The 20536-nt window shown below is 44.1% G+C and carries 24 protein-coding genes; 13 read left to right on the top strand and 11 right to left on the bottom strand.

Translation table 11 applies throughout. The annotated features are described in order from the left end of the window. The first annotated feature begins 159 nt into the window (after positions 1-159). The 4 genes from LZT21_RS09130 to LZT21_RS09115 are packed head-to-tail and all read left to right on the top strand — an operon-like array spanning position 160 to position 2601. Positions 160-609 (top strand): phosphate-starvation-inducible protein PsiE, encoded by a 450-nt coding sequence (locus tag LZT21_RS09130; protein ID WP_233924283.1) that lies wholly within the window; start codon positions 160-162, stop codon positions 607-609. Between the two features lie 3 nt (positions 610-612). Next, entirely contained in the window at positions 613-1314 is a 702-nt protein-coding gene (locus LZT21_RS09125) for a pirin family protein (RefSeq protein WP_233937330.1), read from the top strand. Between the two features lie 22 nt (positions 1315-1336). Continuing rightward, positions 1337-2266, top strand: coding sequence for a DnaJ C-terminal domain-containing protein (locus LZT21_RS09120; protein WP_233990326.1), 930 nt, complete (start codon positions 1337-1339; stop codon positions 2264-2266). Between the two features lie 17 nt (positions 2267-2283). Beyond that, positions 2284-2601, top strand: coding sequence for a chaperone modulator CbpM (locus LZT21_RS09115; RefSeq protein WP_233924280.1), 318 nt, complete (start codon positions 2284-2286; stop codon positions 2599-2601). Here the strand turns inward: LZT21_RS09115 and LZT21_RS09110 are convergent. Together LZT21_RS09110 and LZT21_RS09105 are read right to left on the bottom strand one after the other, a co-directional pair. Next, entirely contained in the window at positions 2593-4245 is a 1653-nt protein-coding gene (locus LZT21_RS09110) for an ABC-F family ATP-binding cassette domain-containing protein (RefSeq protein ID WP_233924279.1), read from the bottom strand. The two genes, LZT21_RS09115 and LZT21_RS09110, sit on opposite strands and share 9 nt — an antisense overlap. 6 nt (positions 4246-4251) lie before the next feature. Then, positions 4252-5883, bottom strand: coding sequence for an NAD(P)/FAD-dependent oxidoreductase (locus tag LZT21_RS09105; RefSeq protein WP_233990324.1), 1632 nt, complete (start codon positions 5881-5883; stop codon positions 4252-4254). 37 nt (positions 5884-5920) lie between these two features. Between LZT21_RS09105 and LZT21_RS09100 the strand changes: the two genes are divergently transcribed. Together LZT21_RS09100 and LZT21_RS09095 are read left to right on the top strand one after the other, a co-directional pair. Further along, positions 5921-6340, top strand: a complete 420-nt coding sequence (locus LZT21_RS09100; RefSeq protein ID WP_233937328.1) for a GNAT family N-acetyltransferase — start codon at positions 5921-5923, stop codon at positions 6338-6340. 5 nt (positions 6341-6345) lie between these two features. Further along, positions 6346-6897: a YaeQ family protein gene (locus LZT21_RS09095; RefSeq protein ID WP_233924276.1), complete on the top strand. Its 552-nt coding sequence runs from the start codon at positions 6346-6348 to the stop codon at positions 6895-6897. A gap of 24 nt (positions 6898-6921) precedes the next feature. On the opposite strand, the gene LZT21_RS09090 is transcribed toward LZT21_RS09095, so the two are convergent. Further along, positions 6922-7164, bottom strand: coding sequence for a hypothetical protein (locus LZT21_RS09090; RefSeq protein WP_233924275.1), 243 nt, complete (start codon positions 7162-7164; stop codon positions 6922-6924). A gap of 107 nt (positions 7165-7271) precedes the next feature. On the opposite strand from LZT21_RS09090, the gene LZT21_RS09085 reads away from it, so the two are divergent. Continuing rightward, entirely contained in the window at positions 7272-8183 is a 912-nt protein-coding gene (locus LZT21_RS09085) for a DMT family transporter (protein WP_233937326.1), read from the top strand. Between the two features lie 16 nt (positions 8184-8199). Here the strand turns inward: LZT21_RS09085 and LZT21_RS09080 are convergent, their stop codons facing one another. The 5 genes from LZT21_RS09080 to cfa are packed head-to-tail and all read right to left on the bottom strand — an operon-like array spanning position 8200 to position 13118. Then, entirely contained in the window at positions 8200-9153 is a 954-nt protein-coding gene (locus tag LZT21_RS09080; RefSeq protein ID WP_233990322.1) for a tripartite tricarboxylate transporter substrate binding protein, read from the bottom strand. Positions 9154-9200: 47 nt separating this feature from the next. Beyond that, positions 9201-10172, bottom strand: coding sequence for a DMT family transporter (locus tag LZT21_RS09075; RefSeq protein ID WP_233990321.1), 972 nt, complete (start codon positions 10170-10172; stop codon positions 9201-9203). Positions 10173-10214: 42 nt separating this feature from the next. Then, positions 10215-10793: an HdeD family acid-resistance protein gene (locus tag LZT21_RS09070; RefSeq protein WP_233924271.1), complete on the bottom strand. Its 579-nt coding sequence runs from the start codon at positions 10791-10793 to the stop codon at positions 10215-10217. A 53-nt stretch (positions 10794-10846) separates the two neighbouring features. Beyond that, positions 10847-11920, bottom strand: a complete 1074-nt coding sequence (locus LZT21_RS09065; RefSeq protein ID WP_233990319.1) for an alpha/beta hydrolase — start codon at positions 11918-11920, stop codon at positions 10847-10849. Between the two features lie 28 nt (positions 11921-11948). Then, positions 11949-13118, bottom strand: a complete 1170-nt coding sequence (cfa, locus tag LZT21_RS09060; RefSeq protein ID WP_233937321.1) for a cyclopropane fatty acyl phospholipid synthase — start codon at positions 13116-13118, stop codon at positions 11949-11951. 82 nt (positions 13119-13200) lie between these two features. Here cfa and LZT21_RS09055 point away from each other — a divergent pair, with 82 nt between their 5' ends. From LZT21_RS09055 to LZT21_RS09045, 3 genes are read left to right on the top strand one after another with little or no spacing between them, the layout of a single operon-like run. Then, positions 13201-13731 carry a cytochrome b gene (locus tag LZT21_RS09055; RefSeq protein WP_233990317.1) on the top strand — a complete coding sequence of 177 codons (531 nt, stop codon included), beginning with the start codon at positions 13201-13203 and terminating at the stop codon, positions 13729-13731. 19 nt (positions 13732-13750) lie between these two features. Further along, a complete protein-coding gene (locus LZT21_RS09050; protein WP_233990316.1) occupies positions 13751-14341 on the top strand; it encodes a YceI family protein in 591 nt (196 codons plus the stop codon). A 35-nt stretch (positions 14342-14376) separates the two neighbouring features. Next, positions 14377-14970, top strand: a complete 594-nt coding sequence (locus LZT21_RS09045) for a YceI family protein (RefSeq protein WP_233924267.1) — start codon at positions 14377-14379, stop codon at positions 14968-14970. Positions 14971-15070: 100 nt separating this feature from the next. Here LZT21_RS09045 and LZT21_RS09040 read toward each other — a convergent pair whose 3' ends face one another. Next, positions 15071-16228, bottom strand: a complete 1158-nt coding sequence (locus LZT21_RS09040; RefSeq protein WP_233924266.1) for an aminotransferase class V-fold PLP-dependent enzyme — start codon at positions 16226-16228, stop codon at positions 15071-15073. Between the two features lie 100 nt (positions 16229-16328). On the opposite strand from LZT21_RS09040, the gene LZT21_RS09035 reads away from it, so the two are divergent. Both LZT21_RS09035 and LZT21_RS09030 read left to right on the top strand, forming a co-directional pair. Next, on the top strand, positions 16329-17096 hold the full coding sequence (locus tag LZT21_RS09035; protein ID WP_233990314.1) for a hypothetical protein: 768 nt from the start codon (positions 16329-16331) through the stop codon (positions 17094-17096). A 2-nt stretch (positions 17097-17098) separates the two neighbouring features. Then, positions 17099-17923: a mechanosensitive ion channel family protein gene (locus LZT21_RS09030; RefSeq protein ID WP_233924264.1), complete on the top strand. Its 825-nt coding sequence runs from the start codon at positions 17099-17101 to the stop codon at positions 17921-17923. A 14-nt stretch (positions 17924-17937) separates the two neighbouring features. Here LZT21_RS09030 and LZT21_RS09025 read toward each other — a convergent pair whose 3' ends face one another. After that, on the bottom strand, positions 17938-18921 hold the full coding sequence (locus LZT21_RS09025) for a tripartite tricarboxylate transporter substrate binding protein (protein WP_233990312.1): 984 nt from the start codon (positions 18919-18921) through the stop codon (positions 17938-17940). Positions 18922-18968: 47 nt separating this feature from the next. Here LZT21_RS09025 and yjgA point away from each other — a divergent pair, with 47 nt between their 5' ends. Further along, the gene (yjgA, locus tag LZT21_RS09020) at positions 18969-19478 is read left to right on the top strand and encodes a ribosome biogenesis factor YjgA (protein WP_233924263.1); all 510 of its coding nucleotides are present in this window, start codon (positions 18969-18971) and stop codon (positions 19476-19478) included. A 27-nt stretch (positions 19479-19505) separates the two neighbouring features. Here the strand turns inward: yjgA and LZT21_RS09015 are convergent, their stop codons facing one another. Then, positions 19506-20519, bottom strand: a complete 1014-nt coding sequence (locus tag LZT21_RS09015; protein ID WP_233990310.1) for a tripartite tricarboxylate transporter substrate binding protein — start codon at positions 20517-20519, stop codon at positions 19506-19508. Positions 20520-20536: the final 17 nt, after the last annotated feature.

Genomic DNA, 20536 nt, shown 5'->3' with positions numbered 1-20536 from the left:
GGTTGTCATACCCGCAAAATACCCCTAGTAAGAGTCCAAATAACAACGAATAGGACTCAATTAAGGGGAAACTGCGTTCTATTAGCAGTTTTTGGCCGAATCGTTTAGCATCATCAATGCCCAATATAAATTCAACCTGGCACCATGAAAGGAGTCTTCATGCAATCCGATACACCACGTGAGGTTTCAAAGCTAGAACGCAATTTTGAGCGCTGGTCGATTCCGTTTGGCAACCTACTGGTCTCTATTTTTCATCGGCTGGCTTTATTTGCTATTGGTATGGCTACGGTTTGGTCAGCGGGAGACGCCTTTATTGCCATGTTCCAAAAAGGCTTTGCCACTGTTGGTGAACTCATTTTGCTATTTATCTATCTAGAAATTGGCGCCATGATTGGGGTTTACTTTAAAACCAACCGGATGCCAGTTCGCTTTCTCATAGCCGTGGCAATAACGGCAGTGACCCGTTTGATCATCGATATAGTTAGCACTAATCATGAAGCTAATCTGCAGATATTAATTATGGCGGGAGCGATTTTATTATTAGCTTTTTCCAGCGCAATCATTCAATACTCTTCAACTACATTTCCTGATAAAGTCGACCCTAGTTAAAGCATGCAATTACTCCGTAAGTCAAACGAACGTGGTTATGCAGATCATGGTTGGCTAAAAAGTTTTCACTCTTTTTCTTTTGCGGGGTATCACGATCCCCGCTTTATGGGCTGGGGCAATTTAAGGGTGATTAACGAAGATTGGGTGGCAGCTGGCAAAGGTTTCGGTAAACACGCTCATCGGAACATGGAAATTATTACGTATGTACTCGAGGGTGTGCTTGCACATGAAGATAGCATGGGTAATGTCGAAGGCATTCCACCAGGTGACGTACAACGGATGAGTGCAGGCACAGGAGTAACCCACAGCGAGTTTAATCATGCGCACGATACCACCACCCACCTCTTACAAATTTGGCTTGAGCCAAGTACAGCAGAAATTACCCCTAGTTATGAGCAAAAAACGATTCCCACCTTAGAAAAAGAGGGTCAGCTGCGCTTAATTGCTTCACCTAATGGTGCTCATAATTCAGTAGTTATGACGGCTGACGCCAAACTCTATGCTGGTTTATTTTCTGGTGCGCAAACTGCTGATCTCAAACTTAATCCTCAGCGTAAAGCTTATGTACATTTAGTTCGGGGAACATTAATGGTTAATGAACAGCTTCTACAGGCAGGTGATGCCTTACTCATTGCCGAGGAAGAACATCTCCACCTTAGGCAGGGGCAGGCTGCGGAAGTGCTAGTGTTTGATCTGGCACCTTAAAAATTATCTGTAAAATCAAACCATGAAATTTCAGGACTATTACGAAACGCTTGGTGTTGCCCGCACCGCAACTCAAGATGAGATTAAACAATCCTACCGTAAACTGGCGCGCAAATACCATCCCGACGTAAGCAAAGAAGCAGGCGCCGAAGAGCGCTTCAAGCAAGTTGGTGAAGCCTTTGCGGTACTCAAAGACCCAGAAAAACGGGCGGCCTACGATCAAATGGGCAGCCAATGGAAAAGCGGTCAAGACTTTACTCCGCCACCCGATTGGAATTCAGGCTTTGAATTCAACGATGGCAACTATGGTGGTGACCAAAGTGAATTTTTTGAATCCTTATTTGGGCGACAAGCACGTGGAGGTCAACGTCAACAAAGACGTAGTGCCAATATGAACTTTAAAGGCCAAGATCATCACGCCAAAATTATGATTGATCTCAACGATGCCTTTCAGGGTGCTAAGCGCAGCATTAGTCTGCAAATGCCTACTTATGATCAGAATGGTAATTTAGTCGCACAGGAACGCAAACTTGATGTCACTATTCCCAAAGGTATTCGCGCTGGGCAAAGTCTTCGCTTAGCGGGGCAAGGTGGGCCAGGCATGGGTGAAGGTGGAACTGGCGATCTCTACTTAGAAATTGCTTTTCATCCTCATCCCCTTTATCGTGTTGATGGCCGCGATATCTATATGGATTTACCGCTTACGCCATGGGAAGCTGCGCTGGGCGCTAGCGTCACCGTACCCACTCCTGATGGTCCAGTAGCGATGAATATTCCCGCCAACTCGAGTGGTGGTCGTAAACTCCGCCTCAAAGGTCGCGGCATTCCCGGTAAAGAAGCGGGTGATCTTTATGCCGTGCTCACCATTACTTTGCCGCCAGCAGATAGCGAAGCCCATAAAGAGGCCTATAGTAATTTTGCCAAAGCATTTGACTTTAACCCACGTGCGTAGAAAAAGGGGAAGATGCCATGATTCAGACTAATATCACTATTTTTCAAACCAGTGTGGTCGAAGAAGAAGTGCACATGACCATTGTGGAATTATGCCAAGCAGCAAGCACGCCTGCAGATCAAATTATGTCTTGGGTTGCTGAGGGCGTTTTAAGTCCAGCAGGCTCTAGTCCGCAAGATTGGCGTTTTAGTGGCAACTCCCTCCGTCGTGCTCGCTTAGCCGCTTCGCTTACTAAAGACCTAGAACTCAATACCCCAGGAGTTGCCTTGGCGCTCGATTTATTAGAAGAAATTGCCGAGTTGCGCGCGCGTATGCTACGCAGTAATTTACTTTGATAAGGCTTTCTTTTTTGCCATGGATGGTGCGGCAGTTTTGCTCGCCAAAATAGCATCAGCACGGGCTTTCTGAATCTTCCAATCCTCATAACCACCCTCGTACTCGCGCCAAAAGCCTTCGCCTTCGTTCGCAATAATGCTGGTGACTACGTTGTCTAAAAAATAGCGATCATGGCTGACAAGAAAAACTGTACCTTGGTAATCTTGTAATAATTGTTCCAACAAATCTAAAGTATCAATATCTAAATCATTCGTTGGCTCATCTAACACCAATACATTGGCAGGTCGAGCAAATAAGCGCGCCAATAATAAGCGATTCCGCTCGCCGCCCGAAAGTGTACTCACGGGTGAGTTCGTTCTTTCGGGGGAAAATAGGAAGTCATTCAAATAGCTCTTGACATGTTTGCGATTACCGTTAATTTCTACCCATTCACTTCCAGGGCTAATGTAATCTTCCAGTGAAGCATTCAGATCAAGGGCTTCACGCATTTGATCAAAATAGGCTACTTCAATTCGGGTTCCCATTGTTACCGTTCCAGAGTCTGGCGTAATTTCTCCTAAAATTAACTTGAGTAAGGTTGTTTTACCAGAACCATTAGGGCCCAGTAAGCCCACTTTATCGCCGCGTAAAATCGTCGCAGTAAAATTACTCACAATCGGCCGCTCATAGGCTTTAGAAACAAATTGCAGATCGGCGACAATTTTGCCACTGCGCTCACCTGCCGATACTGCTAGCTTCACTTGGCCCATCGCATCACGACGTTCTGCCCTACTTGCGCGCAATTTTTCCAGACGCACAATGCGGCTCATGCTCCGAGTTCTGCGCGCCTCAACCCCTTTGCGAATCCACACTTCTTCTTGGGCTAATAACTTATCTGCCCGCGCATTAGCAAGCGATTCAGACGATAACTCATCTTCTTTCAGTTTTTCATAAGCCGTGAAGTTGCCAGGATAAGTACGAATAATGCCTCGATCGAGTTCAATAATTTGGGTACATACGGCATCCAAAAAAGCCCGATCATGTGTCACTAACAAAATGGCGCCATTAAAATCGTTTAATAAACTTTCCAGCCAGCTAATGGAATCTAAATCTAAATGGTTGGTAGGTTCATCCAAAAGCAAAACATCGGGCATGGCCACTAAGGCTTGTGCTAAAGCAACCCGCTTTTTATTCCCGCCCGATAAAGTCGCAATTTGTGCCTCGGGATCTAAATGCAAGCGATCCAGAGTTTCATATACCCGTTGCTCCCAATTCCAACCACTAATAGCTTCAAGCTTCGATTGCAATTCATCAAGGCGGTGATGTGCTGCATCATCCCATTCGCCTACACTCAATTCTTCGTACTCTGCACGCAAGGCCTTGGCGATAGCCACGCCTTCTGAAACAACAGTAAACACTGATTCATGAGCTTCAAAAATAGGTTCTTGAGCAACATAAGCCATGCGTAGACCTTGCTGATATTGCAAGGTACCATCATCAAGCTTCTCTAGGCCAGCTAGAATTTTTAGTAAGGATGATTTGCCAGTGCCATTGCGGCCAATTAATCCTACGCGCTCTCCTACTTCTAAGGAAAAAGCGGTGTTTGCTAGTAAGTCCACATGGCCAAAAGCCAGTTTTGCATCAGTGAGTACGATTAAAGCCATGGCGCATTATCGTCGGTTTACCAAATCCAGCGCTAAAGCTTCGGCAACCCGAATACCATCTACTCCAGCGGATAAGATTCCGCCAGCATAACCAGCCCCCTCCCCTGCAGGATATAAGCCCTTGATGTTCACACTTTGATAGTTAGTGCCACGCGTAATACGTAGAGGAGCTGAAGTCCGCGTTTCAACGCCAGTCAGAACAGCATCGGCCATGGCAAAGCCTTTAATTTGCTTTTCAAATGCCGGAATTGCTTCCCGAATTGCTTCGATTGCATAGACTGGCAAACTCGTCGATAGATCAGTGAGATGAACACCCGGCTGATAGGACGGCAAAACAGCACCGAACTCTTTAGATGGTCTTGCAGCTAAAAAATCGCCTACCAACTGGCCCGGTGCCTCATAAGTCGAGCCACCCAGAGCATAAGCCTGAGACTCTAGAGTGCGTTGAAATTCTATCCCCGCTAAGGGGTGGACTGGCCCAGAACCTGATGCGTTAGCTGGTAAAAAATCAGTGGGAGTAATTCCAACGACGATGCCGGCATTGGCATTGCGCTCATTACGTGAGTATTGACTCATACCATTCGTAACAACACAGTGAGGCTCTGAAGCGGCAGCCACCACCATGCCACCTGGGCACATACAAAAACTATAAACCGAGCGCCCATTTTTGGCATGGTGAACTAATTTGTAATCAGCAGCACCAATTAAAGGATGACCAAGATGCGAACCTAAGCGGGCACGATCAATGACAGACTGTGGGTGTTCAATACGAAACCCCACCGAGAATGCCTTAGCCTCCATAAACACTCCTGCTTCATACAATACCTTGAAGGTATCGCGAGCACTATGACCTAAAGCTAAGATAACATGATTTGCTAATAGCTCCTCACCGCCTTCTAATTGCACTGCCTGAATCGCCTGAGCTTCGATACGAAAGCCCACAACTTTGCTTACAAAACGAATTTCGCCGCCTAAGCGAATGATTTCTTGGCGCATTTTTTCCACTACACCCACTAAGCGGAAGGTACCAATATGAGGTTTAGCCACATATAAAATTTCTGCAGGCGCGCCAGCTCTCACAAACTCTTGCAACACTTTGCGCCCGTAAAATTGAGGGTCTTTAATTTGGCTATATAGCTTTCCATCTGAAAAAGTTCCTGCACCCCCTTCGCCAAATTGCACATTCGATTCCGGATTTAAACGATTTTTCCGCCATAGACCCCAGGTATCCTGAGTGCGCTCGCGAACTGGCTTCCCGCGCTCAAGGACAATGGGCTTAAAGCCCATTTGCGCTAAAACTAGTGCGGCAAAAATACCGCAGGGTCCAAAACCAATGACTACCGGGCGCTCAGTATTAGCTGCTGAAGCCTGCGTTACAAAGTGGTAACTGGTATCGGGTGTTAGTCGAATCTGCTGATCACCCTTAAAGGTCTTTAAGATTGTCTGCTCATCACCCACCGCAACATCAACGGTATAGATAAATGCAAGGTCAACATTTTTGCGGGCGTCATAACTACGTTTAAAAATGGAGAATTCGGGCACCTCAAATGCATGCAGTTTAAGCCGTTGAATAATTTTCTTAACCAGATCCTCGGGGGAATGGTCAATAGGCAGGCGCAGTTCAGTAATTCGAATCATTAGGGGGTATTTAACCATTCTTTGGCATACTCAAAAGATGAAACTGCTAATTCAATCATGGCAAGAGGCGGAAGCCCTTGCGGCTCCAATACGCCGTGAGGTCTTTGTAGAGGAACAACACGTGCCAATTGAATTAGAGCTAGATAGCATCGATTCTCATGCTTGGCATGCCCTTGCCTTCCTCAACGGGGCCTGTATTGGCACGGGTCGCCTATATACAATAGATGGTATCGGCCAGATTGGGCGCATGGCGGTATTAGCGGCTTGCCGTCGACAAGGCGTAGGAAGTGCGCTATTGTCGACACTCGTGCAATACGCCCAATCGCTTAATATTCATTCCATTTACTTAAACGCCCAAATAGCGGCTATACCCTTTTATGCCAAATTCAATTTTATTCCTGAGGGAGCCATTTTTAACGAAGCTGGCATTCCCCATCGCACCATGCGCTTAGATTAACAACTATGGCCCTACGCGCAACGATCCATAAAGTTGAACTACACCTGGCCGATGCCGATCGCAATTATTATGCGAGCCATACATTAACGATTGCCAAACATCCATCGGAAACCGATGAACGTATGATGGCGCGTTTAGTTGCATTTTCACTACTTGCACAAGAAAATTTAGTCTTTAGCAAAGGGTTAAGCGATACCGATGAACCAGATATTTGGGTCAAAGATTTAACGGATGCAATTCAATTATGGATTGAAATTGGTCAACCTGAAGAGCGCCGTATTCTCAAAGCCTGTGGTCGATCAGATCAAGTCGCGATCTTTTGCTATGGCGGCCAAGCAAGTAAAATTTGGTGGCAAGCAATTCAACATAAAGTGACGCGTGCGCAAAATTTAAAGGTCATCGCGCTACCTAAGGAAGCAATTGAAACACTTGGTAAGTGGGTTGAACGCGGCATGACTATGCATGTTAATGTACAAGATGGTGAAATGCTCATCTCAACAGAGCAAGGCCAAATTACCTTAAGCCCTGAACTTTGGTACCAAGCAAAAGAAAAGTAATCTGCTGCTTAGTGCGCCAGAAACTTAACGATCAACGTGCTTATCGAGCTGCAGATTCAATTCTCGAGCAGTTTCAAGTAAACCCTCATAGCCAGAGCGTACATGGGCTGGCAAATCGACGTCACCAATCATCGAACCAATAGTTTCAGTCAAGCTATACAAAATGCCTTTCGCGGCACCAAGAGCAATGCTCTGACTAGCAATTAAATCGCCAACATGGTTAACAGCGGCATCGAGTTGTTCAAATTTGGGCTTTAAATTTTGCACAGAATTCCTTGTTGATTTGCTTTTGCCTAGTTTATCAGCGCCAGCCGATAAAATACAATAACTAACCTTCAATTACCTTGCTGAGCCCCACCTCATGAACTTTACCCTTGTTTAAAGCCCAAAAACAGTATCTTTCCAGTATTGTGATGGCGAGCATAGGAGCTGTACTCTTTTCTGGTAAAGCCATCATCATTAAATATGCCTATCGCTATGGTGTTTCGCCTGAAGCCCTATTAGCCCTTCGCATGCTGATTGCATTACCGCTATTTTGGTGCGTCTACTGGTTTGTATCTCGCAATAACAAAAAACCAGCGCTTTCCAAAACAGATTATCTTAAATTGCTCGGTTTAGGTTTTATTGGTTATTTTTTTTCGAGTTACCTTGATTTTTTAGGACTGCAATTTATTTCGGTAGGGCTAGAAAGAATTATTTTATATCTCACGCCCACTATCGTCATCCTCATATCTTATTTTTTTCTGCATAAAAAAATTACTCGTCTGCAGTGGTATGCAATGATTGTTGGCTATCTCGGGGTGATGCTGGTCTTTTTGCAAGATGCCGGCTCCAAGGGAGAAAATGCGTGGCTCGGGACGCTACTAGTCTTAGGTAGCGCCTGCATGTATGCTGCATATTTAATTGCTGCGGGCGAAATGGTAAACCGCATTGGAAGTATGCGTCTTGTTACTTACGCTACTTCCGTTTCTGCTCTCTTTAGCGCAATCCAAATTGGCTTCCATGAACCAAGCGCCCTATTTACGCAAATGCCACAAGTTTATTGGTTGAGTTTAGTGAATGCCAGTATTTGTACGGTCATTCCCATGTTTTTAGTGATGCTGGCAATTCAACGGGTCGGCTCTTCAGTAACGGCACAAGCAGGTATTTTGGGGCCCCTAGCAACTATTTTAATGGGCTGGTACTTTTTGGATGAAACCATGACCCTCATGCAAGTTTTTGGTATGGCGCTAGTCGTGGCTGCCATGTGGTTACTAGTTCGTAACCGGGAAACTATCACCAACTGAAATCTACTTGAATTTATTAATCTACTTTAGCGCCAGATATTTTGACTACTTGCGCCATCTGCTCATAGTTGCGGCGCAAGAGTTGATTCAATTCTTCTGGTGTCATGGTACCAACCTCAATACCTTGTGCTTTAAAACGTTCGCTTATCTCAGGCCGCTTTATGAGCTGGGAAATATCGGTCGAAATTTTATTAATCACCTCTTTCGGGGTAGCTGCTGGCGCCAACAAAGCAAACCAGCTATCAAAAACATAACCTTTAAGGGTATTGTTAATTGGCTGTACCCCAGGCACAAAGGGAGTTAATTTTTCTGAAGTTACCCCCAGAAAACGAATTCGGCTATCTTTAGCAAATGGCAAAGCAGAAATATTCGCAGCTATCACAGCTTGAGAGCGACCCGCTAATAATTCATTAATCGCTTCGCCAGTTCCCTTGGTTGGAATATGCGTCATCTCCAAGCCAGCTAACCCAGTAAAATAAGCCATCGCTAGATGTGAGGCGCTGCCATTTCCAGCGCTAGCATAATTAAATTGTCCAGGCTTCGATTTCACTAAAGCAATGAATTCGGCTACTGTCTTGGGTGGAAATTCGGCATTTGTCATCAATACATATCCCGTATTTCCTAGATACGCTGCCCCCGTAAAATCTTTCAAGGGATCGTAAGGCATTTTAGAATAAAGTGAGCCATTGATATTGTGGCTTGCAGCTGCAACCACTAAGGTATAGCCATCGGGTGCAGACTTCGCAACCAAGTTGGTGCCAACTGTACCGCCTGCACCAGCCCGATTTTCTACTATCACCGATTGGCCAGAAACAGTAGCTAGCTCATTTGAAAATGAACGTGCCAATAAGTCTTGCACTCCGCCAGCAGAAAAGGGTACGATTAGCTTAACAGGCCGAGACGGCCAAGCGTCGGCAGCATTAACTTGGAGGCTAAAAAAAGCCAAAATAACTAGTAGAAAAGTACGCATAGCCTCTACAGTAGCAGAAATTACCTGAGCTGTAATGATTATTGCCCTCAATTCTTAGGCCTTAAGTTAGTCGACCCCTTTTTGCTGGGCGTTTTTAACTGAGAAGAAATCACAATGCCCGCGACAATTAATCCAAACGCAGCCGCATGAAATAAATGGGGCATATCCCCCAGCAAAGCGGCGGCAAAAAGTGCCGTGAATAAAGGAATTAAGTTGCCAAAAAACCCCGCTATATTAGGCCCGGCAATTGCAACCCCTGCACTCCAGCATCGATAAGCAATTAAGGCTGGGCCAAGGCCACAAAAAATAAGTAAAGGCCAAGATAGACTCGGGCTTAAATCAATTTGCGATAAGCCCAAACTAAATTCAAAGCCCGCAAATACTAGTGACCAAATTAGACCCAAGACTATTTGCGCTAATAAAAATTCAGTCCACGGCCATTGCTTTTCTGGGCTTTTACCAGGCTTGCTTAGCATCCAGCTATAACAGGCCCAAAGCAAGGTGGCTGCAACCATCAACATATCGCCAGGCACAAACTTAAGCATCAAAATACCATCTAAATTGCCACGGGATAAAACAACCGTCACGCCAATGATAGACACTACCGCGCCAAGCATTTGCCAAGGGTTGACTCGATTTTGATAAAAAATAGAACCAATTAACAACATCCAAATGGGCATACTTGCGCCAATTAAGGTGACATTAATCGGCGAAGAAGTTTCGAGAGCGATATATAAAAAAGCGTTATAACAACCTACGCCCAATAAGCTTAAGGTCAAGAAACGTTTTTTATGCTGCCACAATAGACTTTGGGGTAATAAAATTTTCCACGCAAATGGCATCAGAACTGCTGCAGCGATTATCCAACGAAATAAATTAAGTAAGGCTGGTGACAGATGCCCAACAAACCATCGCCCCACTATTGCATTTCCGCCCCATAAAATCGTCGCCAAAATTAAGTAGGCTGCCGCATTTAAGGTTAAGCGCTGATGGGTTGAAGACATGTTAAAAACCGCCATTAGGCGGTTCAATTACTTTCAAAATCAAACAAATTTACGGTTTTATTTGGCTAATGCTTTAGCAGCCGAGCCAATAATAACCAGCGACCAACCCTGTAATACAAGCTCAATGGCAATTAACATGCCCGGAACCCACAGGCTCGAAGAAGGCCAACTACTCATAATTAAAGCAGCCAGAATAATAGAAATTAAGCCCGAAATTGCGGCCCAAACCCAGCCATTCATCAGTCGATGCTGAAATGCTGTAAAAATACGCAGCAGGCCAGAGAAGAAAAAGAATACTGCTAACCAAAGCGTTAAGCCCGCCAAACTAGCTAGGGGGAAAAAGCATACATATAAGCCTGCAGCAATATAGAGTAGCGACATAATCAATTGAATACTTACAGATTTCCAGCCATGTGATTGCAGCGCATGGTAGCCTTGTAGCAAGCCTGCAGCGATCGCAAAACCGCCCAACACACTAACCGAAATCAGCGAAAATACCGTTTGCCCAAAAAAACCGATGGTGCCTAAAACCAACATCATCACACCAAGACCAATGAGTAAATTAGCATTATGCGCAACCTTGCCTAAGACAAGGCCTTGTAATGCAGTAAGTTCTGGGATTTGAGATGATGACATGGTTTTCCTTGATGAAGTGGGTAAAACAAATATCTTACTCGGTATTTGTGAATTTATTTCTCAGAGCTGTAACTCTTATCTAAAAACAGTTGCACTCCATCAAACATTAACATGCGGTTTTTTTCCATAATGATAGAGTGTGTTCCCTCACCAATTTCCAATAAAACTCGATATGGGGCATTGGTTAATTGCTTAAAATATTCCTGTAGCATATAACTAGGTAAATCAGCATCCCATTCGGCATGAACCAGCATCACGGGTACAGTAATTTTTTTAGGATCATAGAGTGGCTTGCCTGCAGCCCAAAATTCACGCGTATCTTGCACTGTCCCATTAGGGGCTCGTAGTTTTTTTGGATTTTGGTTTTTTCCCCAAGGATCTGTTTCAAAAGTTGCCTCAGCCCACTTTTCAAACCAACCTGCAGGCATTAAGGTTGCCTGTGCATATTCTGGAACTCCGGCGGATTTCCGGCTCTTAGCATCCTCTACGGTAACTACACGATAAGCCCCCAAGGTTCCTCCCTTGTCGGTTAGTGCCGCTCCGCCTTGTCGTAACCATTGAGGAGCATATAACACTAGTTTATTTACTTTCTGATTATTTTCAGCGGTGTATTTACCCATGATAGTCGTACCCCAAGACCATCCCAGTAAATTCATTTTATTGATGCTCCGTTTTTTTAAAATAAAGTTAACGGCACTACTCACATCACTGACGGCTACCTCAGTGCGCACTATTGGTGGACTCTGATCTGCAGGTAAGTCTAATTCGGCAGGACGCGTTGACTTACCGTAGCCCCTCAAATCTACTAACCAAACATCGTATCCACGTTCTGCAATATATTCCATCCACGAAGTACCACCCAAACTCAAATCAAAAGCTGTCTCCGATGGATAAGTAGAGCCGTGTACATAGAGTAAGGTTTTATCTGGACTAAATTGCTTCATTCCTTGGGGATGTTTATTGCGCACATATAGGGATATTCCTGGGGTATCACTGGGAACCATATATTCCGACATCATTAATTTAGGCGCCGCCCCTACCTGCCAGGGCGAAATGATGAGTATCGAAAAAAGAATGAGAAAACGATGACTAATTTTATGCACAATGCCTCCCCTATTAGTATTCATTTTAATAAGTTCAGAATACCACGGGAAATTAGGTAGTTGGAAATGGTCTCATCGAACGATAAACTTCTCGACGCGAGCGTTTACTTAAGACTAATTGCCACAATTGACCTTGGCGTGAACGAAAAAAACCAGCGCAGGACAGCAGATAGTATGACCACATCCGATAAAATCGCTCACTGTATTCGCTTGCTACCTGCGGCCAAGTTTGCACAAAGTTAGCATGCCAAGCAAGTAAGGTTTTATCATAATCTTGGCCAAAATTATGCCAATCCTCAATTAAAAAACGGCCATCTAAAGCTTTAGTTAATTCAGCTGAGCAAGGAATCTTGCCATTCGGAAAAATATAACGATCAATCCATGGGTCAGTACGCGTTACTTCTACATCACTGCCAATGGTATGCAATAAAAATAAACCATTGTCTTTTAAAAGTCGCTTGGCAGCATCAAAATAAGCCAAGTAATTTTTTTCACCGACATGTTCAAACATGCCAACCGAAACAATTTTATCGAAGGTGCCTTGTAAATCACGGTAATCAATTAACTCGATCGTTACCGGTAGGCCCCTGCAACGCTCTTGTGCCAATGCTTGCTGCTCTTTAGAAACCGTAATACCAAGCACCTCTACACCATAGTTTTTAGCTGCATAGGCAGCTAAGCCACCCCAGCCACAGCCAATTTCTAATAATTTTTCACCTGCCTTGAGTTCTAATTTACGACAAATCATTTCTAATTTATCGTCTTGTGCTTGCGCCAAATTATTAGCCTTCTCCCAATAAGCGCAGGAATACATCATGCGGGGATCTAACATCCGCTCAAAGATATCATTGCCAATATCATAGTGTTGCTCACCAACCTGAAAAGCACGCTCTTTTGATTGCAAATTAAATAATTTGGCACGTATTACTTCGCCAACCATTCTAATCCGTGCAAACCCATGGACCGTTTCATTAAGGTCTTGACTAAGCAGGCGACAAATCATTTCATCGAGTTGGGCACAATCCCAATAGCCGTCCATGTACGACTCACCCAAGCCAAGCGACCATTTTGATAAAATCGCGTCATACGTCTTTGGGTTGTGTACCTGAATATCCCATGGCTGCGGACCATTAATTTCGATACCGCAATTGGCAAATAACTCCACCAAAATAGGGGGAGGGACATTCCGCTCGCTTAAGTAGGGCTGACTAATAGAATTCATAGTGAAATCAATAGATTAGACTAGACAAGTTGGTTTTCCATAATCATTCTACAATTGATCTTTGGATTTTTAAAGTAAAACTGTGAAACAGCGTTATACCCATATTGCTATTGCCCTACACTGGATTATGGCAATAGTGGTGCTCACGACTTGGTCGATCGCCCTTATTGCACACGATTTGCCCGTGAGCCCCGAGCGTATTTTGGCGATTAGTTGGCATAAATGGCTTGGGCTGACTGTTTTATGGCTGGTTTTTGTGCGCCTCTTTTGGCGTGCGACCCATCCCGCACCAGAATTAGCCGTTCGGCTACCAGCCTGGCAAGAACGCATCATGCAACTTACCCATTTAGCCTTTTATCTACTGATGATTGCCATACCTATCTTGGGCTGGCTAATGAGCTCGGCGAAAGGCTATACCGTTAATTATTTTGGGCTCTTTGAATTACCCGATTTAGTACTTAAAGATAAAGCTACGGGCCGCTTACTGAAACAAATTCATGAAGTGCTCGCTAATCTTCTCATTAGTTTAGTGGCCTTACATGTACTCGCTGCCTTAAAGCACCATTTTTGGGATAAGGATGGCTTACTTAAACGCATGTCTTTTTTTAAATAATTTTAGAGATCAATTCAAGATGCAAATTTTGCGAGCATTAACTGCCAAAGCAACTCTGTTAATAAGCGCCATTTGTAGCTTAATAAGCTTATTTTCTGGGCCTGTTCTGGCAGTGGATTTTAATTCGCTTGATACCGCTAAAAGTAAAATTACCTTCACCTGCAAACTAATGGGCTCGAGTATTAATGGTAACTTTGACCAATTTGGGGGGATAGTGAGTTTCAACCCAGATAGCCCCGAAAAGGCCAAAGCAGATCTATGGATTGCGTTGGCAAGTTTTAACGCTGGGGGCGATGAATTGCGCGACGAGGCTCAAGGCAAAGAATGGTTCAACAGTAAAGCATTTCCCAAAGCGCAATTTGTATCTGAAAGTATTAAAAATTTGGGGAATGGTAAGCTCGAATTAAAAGGTAAGCTCACGATTAAAAATAAAACCCAACCCCTTACAATTATGGCAAGCTATCAGGCCCAAGGTAAGCAAATGATCTTTAATGGTAGTTTTGAGTTACTGCGCCTGAATTACGACTTAGGAGCAGGGGCTTGGGCTGATACCAAGTCGGTTGCCAATGAAGTACCAGTAAAAATTTACCTCGTTTTAAATTCAAAATAAACTGACCGAATTTTTTATTACTTACGGAGAAATCAATGCAATCAAAATTATTTATCAATCTATGTAGTACCGTTACCTTCATTTGCAGTTTGAGTTTCAATATGCAGGTTATGGCAGCAGCCGAAAATTACGTCACAGAGCCTAATCACACCTTTGCTGAGTTTTCTTATAACCATCTCGGTTTATCTAACCAAACTAGTCGCTTTAACACGGTTAGTGGCACTATTACGATTGACCCCGTTGCCAAAACGGGGAAAGCAGATATTACGATCGATACTAAGTCGGTTGATACAAGCTCTAGCGCGTTCAATAACCATATTCAAGCTGAAGACTATTTATCCACCACGCAGTTTCCCACCGCAACATTTAAATCCGATAAATTTACTTTCTCAGGTGATAAATTAACGGGGATGCAGGGCGTTCTTACTTTAAAAGGTGTTAGCAAGCCTGTAACGCTTGAGGTTTCTAACTTTGATTGTAAAAAACATCCCATGATTGGGGTTGATTTTTGTGGCGCAAATGCAATCACAAAAGTAAAGCGCTCGGAATTTAATATGGGCAAAAATGTCCCTGCGGTAGGTGATGATGTCACGATTCGAATTGCTATTGAGGCTAAAAAGAGTAGTTAATAGCCAAACAAAAGCCGCTGACCTATTTCAGCGGCTTTTTTTATCGACGGGTTTAACTCCCTATTGCGACCATCTACCAGGTACTGTCTAAAAAAAATCCCTAAGCAGGGGCTGTCGTAAGCTGTTCAACTGCTCTCACTTGTTCGATCGCAGACTCCAAATGAGCGACAGTGCGCTCAATATGTTGCAATTTTTCTAGGCCAAATAAACCCACTCGGAAGGTCCGAAAATCGCTACGTTCATCACATTGCAAAGGTACCCCTGCGGCAGTTTGCATGCCTAGGGCCATAAACTTTTTTCCATTCTGAATTTCAGGATCAGTGGTGTAACTAACCACTACCGCTGGAGCTTGAAAGCCTTCTGCAGCAACTGAACTAAAACCATTTGCTACCATTAAGGCGCGTATCTTTGCGCCTAACTCAATTTGTTTCGCCTGCAGGTTGGCAAAACCTAAGGCTTGGGTCTCTTGCATTACATTGCGCACTAAACGTAAGGTATCTGTTGGCATCGTGGCATGGTAAACATGAGCCCCTTTTTCATAAGTCTCCATCGTAACTAACCACTTCTTTAAATCAAGTGCAAAACTATTACTTTGGGTTGTCTCTATTTTTTGACGAGCGCGTTCGCTCATACCAATTAAGGCGCAGCATGGGGGCCCGCTCCAGCCCTTTTGTGGCGCACTAATGAGAATATCAACATTACAGGCTTTCATATCGACCCACATCGCACCAGAGGCAATGCAATCCAATACAAATAAGCCGCCCACTGCTTGCACCGCTTTGCCTACAGCTGTTAAATACGCATCAGATAACATTAAACCAGCCGAAGTTTCTACATGGGGAGCAAAAACAACTGCGGGTTTTTCCTTCAAAATAAGGGCAACTACTTGATCGATTGGCGCAGGCATAAAAGCCCCATCAATCTGATCGGCTACTTGACGTGCTTTAAGAACCTGTAAGTCAGTTGTGATTTGCGCCATTTCAAATATTTGCGTCCAGCGATAACTGAACCAACCGTTACGCAAGATAAAGCATTTTTGATTCACGGCAAATTGACGTGCAACAGACTCCATGCCGAAGGTGCCGCTACCCGGAACAATTACAGTTGAATGGGCCTGGTAAGCACATTTGAAGATGCGCGAAATATCGCGCATCACTTGACCAAAATCATGCGACATATGATTGAGTGAGCGGTCGGTGTAAACCACTGAAAATTCGAGTAATCCAGCTGGATCAACGTTGGGAAGTAAGCCTGGCATAGGAATTCCTTGAAAATAAGGGAAATGCGGGTTAATTAAGGTTCATTTTACTGGTGCCCTAAAGCAAGAGCCAAACTTCTATAATGCACCTATGAATCTAATGCGCCCAATTCTTGATCACCCCTTATGGGTACTACTCATCACCTTTTCCGTACTTTCTGCAGCCGTTTCGCTTGGCGCCGCCTTGCGTCGCATCGAAGTGAAGCGCAATCCCCAAAGTACGGCCGATGCATCGATTGTGCAAAACGCCACACTTACCTTATTAGCCCTCATGATCGGTTTTACCTTTTCCATGTCGATTAACCGCTATGACCAACGTAAATTGTATGAAGAGGCTGAGGCCAATGCAATTGGCACCGAATATCTGCGCGCCGATCTATTGCCGACCGCCTATGCTACAGCGACAAAATTAAACCTCAAAAAATACTTGCAATATCGCATTGCCGAATATCAAGCACTCGCTCCCAGCGACATTCAAAAACTCGATATCGAACTAGAGCGCCAACAAAATCTACTATGGACCACTGTTTTACCCGCACTGAAAGAGCACCAAACGCCCATTCATGCCTTAGTGGCTGCTGGCATGAATGATGTCATTAATTCTGCTAGTTATACCCAAGCTGCCTGGCTCAATCGTATTCCTGCTCCCGCCTGGGCTTTATTGTTTATTATCGCTATCTTTGCGAGCATTGCTGTGGGTTTTAGCGCCAATAGCTTTAAAGCGAATCGCACGCTTTTTTTATCAATTCCGCTAGTGGTTTCAGTATCGTTTTTTCTGATCGCGGATATTGACGGCCCTCGTCACGGCATCATCAAAGTTTTGCCCGTTAATTTAATTGGCCTTGATCTGCAACTCAATAAACCTTAATCATGAATCTGTCCGAAATCGATTTCACTCGCATGCAAAATATCATTCTTACTGCGGTAACTGATATTGGTCTAAAAATTGTTGCGGCGATTTTATTTTGGTTTATTGGACGAGCTTTAATTCAGTTTACTGTTAAATTAGTTCGCGCTTGGATGGAAAAAAAAGTTCTAGACCCAACCGTCGAGAACTATGTGGCCGCAGCAATTTCAGTAATTCTGAATATTCTGCTAATCATTGGCATCTTAGGTAATTTTGGCCTCCAAACCACGAGCTTTGCCGCGCTATTTGCCACCCTTGGTATTACCATTGGCGCCGCCTGGGCGGGGTTGTTAGCCAACTTGGCAGCGGGTATTTTTCTCATTGTGCTTCGTCCATTTAAGGTGGGCGACTACGTGGTAGCGGGCGGCATTAATGGCAATATTACGCAAATTGGGCTCTTCTCTACTACCATTACTACGGCTGATAACGTCGCAACGCTAATCGGGAATAATAAAATTTTTAGTGATACGATCCAAAATTTTAGTAGCAATGCTTATCGACGACTTCACCTTAAGGTGCAGCTCACTAGCGGAGTAGATTATCAAGCGGCGATGACTTTATTACGTGAAAAAGTTGCGGCCATACCTGGTGTTCTGGCTAACCCAGCGGTAGTAATTGATATCGGCGACCTGAATTTAGTTGGACCCGTTTTAGTCGTGCGTCCTTGCTGTAGTGCGTTTGATTACACCCCGGTGCATTTTGCCACCAACCGAGTCATACTTGAAACATTAGAGGCCGCTGGTTTCGCCCCCAAGATGACAGGCCAAAATCTCTTGATCAATCAATAGAATTAATCTAATTTTTAATCTAATTTTGCCCCAGCCTGCTTCACTACTTTAGCCCATCGAGGCGTTTCAATAGATAAAAACTTCGTGAATTGTTCAGCACCTAAAAAGGCGGGGTCTGCCCCTTGCGCTATCATGCGCTCTTGAATTGTCGGTGTTTCAAGCGTTTGTTTAAAGGCATTACTCAATTTTTGAATCGCCTCTGCGGGCGTATTACGCGGTGCAAGTACACCGTAAAATCCGACCACCTCTAAGTTAGCTACACCCGTTTCAATTACCGTTGGTACTTCAGGTAAAGCAATACTTCTAGTTTTACTAGTTACTGCTAATACTTTAATTTTGCCTTGTTTTGCATAATTTGCTACTTGAGGAATCGATTCCGCCATAAATTGGACGTGTCCAGCCATCAAATCAGTAAAAGCGGGTGCACTACCTTTAAATGGAATATGCACTATATCAATTCCAGTTTCCTGTTTTAGCATTTCTGGTACTAAATGAGAAATCCCGCCGTTGCCTGCAGAGCCATAATTTAATTTGCCTGGGTTCGCTTTTGCGTAGGCAATAAATTCTTTAAGGGTTTTGACTGGCACATCATTATTGACAATTAAACCAAGGGCTTGTTGTGCAGTACGAGCGACCGGCTGAAAATCATTCAATAAAATATAAGGTGGTGGCGTGTAAATAGCAGGGTTAATGACCATCGTGCCTGTATTACCGAGCAATAGGGTGTAGCCGTCTGCAGGCGACTGAGCCACAAAGAGTGCCCCAACCGTTCCTCCAGCACCTGCTTTGTAATCAACCAGAATAGGCTGACCCAAAATGGCCTGTAACTTATCAGTTAAGAGTCGAATATGAGTATCTAAAGGGCCGCCAGCAGGAAAGCCGATCACAATTTTGATCGGTTTATCCGGATAAGCGGCTTGCGCATGGCAAGAAAGCCCCAGCAAAAAACTAGCTAAGCAAGCGCAAAGCAAAGGTCGTAAGCGGTAAGTAAACATCATAGATGCTATCTTACCTAAAATAAGCTTAGGGATGGTTAAAATGGCTGATGATTTTTAATGCCGATGAAGAAGAGCTAGGGCCCAGCAAATCCGCGCTTAAACGCCAAATGACCCAACGTCAAAAATTGGCTGAAGTTCTTTCTGAACTCAGCAGCGATGCGCTGGCTAGTATTCCAATCGAAGAAAGCCTACGTGCTGAAATTGCCGAAACCAAAAAGATTAAAACTTTTGGGGCAATTAAAAGACACAAACAACATTTAGGCAAACTCATGCGCTTTTTAGATGAAGCTGAAATTGCCGCTATTCAGTTACGACTTGATGCAATTCAAGGCCTTAGTCGAGCCGAAACGGCAAAAATGCATCGCTTCGAAGCCATGCGCGATAAACTCATTGCCGATGATGGCGCACTAACTAAGCTGATTGAGCTCTATCCTGCCTTAGACATTCAAACGATGCGGAATTTAATTCGCAGTGCCCGCAAAGAGAAGGAGTTAAATAAACCACCCAAATCATATCGGGAAATTTTTCGTCTACTGAAAGAGTTAAGCGAGCCCTAACAAAGGGCTGCTTACTGTGTTTCCATTTTACTGCTGCTCAATTCCCGCATCTTTAATGGCCTTGGCCCACTTGATGGTTTCAAGTGCATTGCGCTTAGCCAAGGCAGACGGTGGTCCTGGCTCAACCTCAAAACCTAATGAAGCAAAACGTTCTTGAACGTCCTTGTTACGAGCAGTTTGATTCAAAGCCTCATTTAGCTTTTGAATAATTGCTGGCGGAGTTTTAGCTGGGGCATAAGCAGCAAAGTACGCAATAATTTCATAGCCTTTAATACCCAAGGCTTCATTTACGGTGGGTAATTCAGGAATAGCTTTAGATCGTTTTAACGAAGTTACGGCTAAGCCCCGAATTTTGCCAGCCTGAACTTGGGGCAAGGTTACTGCAAAGTCGGCGGTAAACATCATTACCTGCCCACCAATTAAATCGGTCATCGCATTGGGGCCGCTTTTATAAGGCACATTAATCATCTTCACTCCAGTCATCGAGGCTAAAACTGAGCTCGAAACTAGCTGTGAACTGCTTGCGCTTGCAAAAGTGACTTTACCAGGAGAATCTTTAGCGATTTGGATAAACTCTTTGAGTGTTTTAGCAGGAATTTCATTATTAATCGTCACAATAAGGGGTACTTCACCCATGAAACCAATGGCCTCAAAAGCAGTATCTTGATCGTAAGGCAATTTCTTCATTAAACTTTTTAATGCTGCATTGGTACTATTGGTGCCAATTAAAATCGTATAGCCGTCAGGATCAGCCTTGGCTACCGCATCAGCGCCTAACATGCCGTTAGCGCCCGGTTTATTCTCAACCACTATCGGCTGACCTAAAATCTCCGACATCTTGGCTGCAAAAGCACGGCCAATCTGATCAGTAGCACTACCAGCAGCAAAAGGCACAATCGCTTTAATCGGTTTATTGGGATAGTTTTGCGCTGTTGCTTGTGCATTAGCGTCTTGAACTCCAGTTGTCAATCCGATCAACAAGCTGGTAATAACTATAAAAAACGGTAAACGCTTAAATAACTTATCTTTAGTCTCGAGCATGGCTTTTCCTTTTTTTA

The sequence above is a fragment of the Polynucleobacter sp. IMCC 30228 genome (assembly GCF_021395205.1).
Lineage (GTDB): Bacteria > Pseudomonadota > Gammaproteobacteria > Burkholderiales > Burkholderiaceae > Polynucleobacter.
This window is presented reverse-complemented; position numbering and strand designations above follow the sequence as displayed.